The organism is Gammaproteobacteria bacterium (assembly GCA_013817245.1).
In the GTDB taxonomy this organism is placed as follows: Bacteria; Pseudomonadota; Gammaproteobacteria; order HTCC5015; family HTCC5015; genus JACDDA01.
This window is the reverse complement of record JACDDA010000020.1, coordinates 1-2,069: the sequence shown is the minus strand read 5'-3', so window position 1 is coordinate 2,069 and position 2,069 is coordinate 1. Positions and strand designations below refer to the sequence as shown.

The 2,069-nt window shown below is 41.4% G+C and carries 3 protein-coding genes; 2 read left to right on the top strand and 1 reads right to left on the bottom strand.

Annotated elements, in window-relative coordinates; all coding sequences use genetic code 11:
* A partial coding sequence (locus H0W44_10765; protein ID MBA3582915.1) for a hypothetical protein occupies positions 1–545 on the bottom strand: 545 nt, incomplete at its 3' end.
* 69 nt (positions 546–614) lie between these two features.
* Between H0W44_10765 and H0W44_10760 the strand changes: the two genes are divergently transcribed.
* Together H0W44_10760 and H0W44_10755 are read left to right on the top strand one after the other, a co-directional pair.
* A protein-coding gene (locus H0W44_10760) for an IS5 family transposase (protein ID MBA3582914.1) occupies positions 615–1,441 on the top strand; the annotation gives its coding sequence in 2 pieces (ribosomal slippage) (positions 615–1,008 and positions 1,008–1,441; 828 coding nt in all).
* Between the two features lie 21 nt (positions 1,442–1,462).
* Positions 1,463–2,069, top strand: a 607-nt coding sequence (locus H0W44_10755; GenBank protein ID MBA3582913.1) for a hypothetical protein, incomplete at its 3' end; no start/stop codon positions are given.

The following is a 2,069-nucleotide window of genomic DNA, read 5'->3' as shown; positions in this document are numbered from 1 at the left end:
GTGGTATCAAGTGTACCATCCGCATTCAAGCGAGCAATGCTGTTGCGCTGTTGCCCACCAACATTATTAAAATCACCGCCAATTATAACCTTGCCATCCAGCTGAACAGCTATCGCATTGTGGTTGCTGCTGCTGTATGCATTGAAAGCAACATCAAGCGTGCCATCCGCATTTAAGCGAGCGAATCCAACGTACGGTTGCCTGCCGCCGCTGGTATAGCTACTAATTAGAATCTTACCGTCCGACTGAGTTGCTATCGCACCAACGAAGTCGCCGTTAGTGTTCGGGTTGAAGGCAGTATCAACTGTGCCGTCCGCATTTAAAAGGGCAATGTTGTTGCGCGGTAATCCGTCAACATTGGTAAAGCAACCGCTAATCAGAATCTTGCCGTCTGGTTGCACGACCATCGATCTAACAGTGCAATTGGTACTGGTATTAAAAGTCGTGTCAAGCAACGATTGGGAGTGTGTTTTACTGACCGCCGACAGCATTAGCAACATACCAAGCAGACCGATAATAAAGCGTTTGAATTGATTTAACTGCATTGAGATGAATACTAGACCTCTTGCATAAGTTATTTGACAACAAAAGCGTTTTCGCTCATCAATAATTTGATGAGCTTTGAACAAATTAAAATGCTGTCGCCCGAACTCTTCAAACGCTACTGTGGTGTCAAACCCGATACTTTTGCCAAAGTCTGCGAGTTTGTTGGCAACGAACTTAAACGGGTGCGGAAAAAGACGGGCAGACCTTGTAAGCTCTCAGTTGAAGACCAAGTGCTGCTCACTTTGGAGTATTGGCGTGAATATCCGACCCAATTCCATATTGCCAAGCGATGGCAATTGTCGGAAGCGACCGTTTCGCGCACGATTGTCAAGATTGAAAATCTGTTGAAAAATTGCCGGGACTTCCAGTTGCCCGGCAAAAAAGTTTTGCGTTCGGCGGAAAACACTTTCGAGTTGATCATCATCGATGTCACTGAATCTCCGATTGAACGTCCGAAAAAAAACAACGCCGTCACTATTCCGGGAAAAAGAAGCGGCATACGATAAAAACTCAACTGGTCATTGACAGGAAAACGCGCCAAGTCATTTGCACCCGGCAGGCAAGTGGTAAAACGCACGACTTTGCCGTGTTCAAAGAAACGAGATTTGAGATTGCCGATCATGTTTGTCTGCTCGGCGATTCGGGTTATCAGGGTTTGCAAACCAAACATAAACTGTCGCAAATACCTCTCAAGAAGCCGAAAGGCGGCGAGTTGAGCGCGGAACAACGGCGGGCAAACCGTGAATTGTCGCGTCAGCGGATTGCAGTTGAAAACGTGATTCGGAGTTTGAAAATCTTTCGGATTGTCGCGCAACGCTACCGCAACCGCCGCCGCCGATTCGGATTGCGGTTCAACTTGATAGCCGGATTGTACAACTACGAAATGGCTCATTAAATTACTTATGCAAGAGGTCTAATGTCATTTAAGGAACTTGGTGAATACATTGCAATGTGTTTCGAGTATTTAGAAAATCCTCAAAAACATTTAGCCAATGCTAAGAAAGCACCTGTCTTAAAGGAAAATTACGATGTGTTAATCGAAGGTCTTGAATCAAAACTAAACAGAATTGATAATCTGATTTATTGCAAAAACGAATTTGAATCTTTCGGAAGTTTCGGAATTTTGAATATTGTGACGGCAGATTTCGATACCTTAGTTGGTTGTCATCAAATAACAGAAGATGACAAAAAGGAAATTGCAAGCAAGATTCACTTAAAACAACAAAAGATAAGCGAATTATTATTGCTTCTTTTAAAAATTTTATTATCTGAAATTAAAATCGCTTTAATTTTTCTAAACTCTTCAGAATCCGTTGGCAAAATTCTTTATTCACTTGCCAAGTTATCTGAATTAAACAAAGAAATAGAAAAGGTTATTGCTGATTATAAAATTAAAGATTTTCGGGAATTACTTTCTGAAAAATTTCAGTTTAGTAACACGGAATATTACAATGAACGAATTAATCAATGGAATAATATAAACAAATCGGAAATTAATTTGTATGCAGATTTTAGGTTATTTG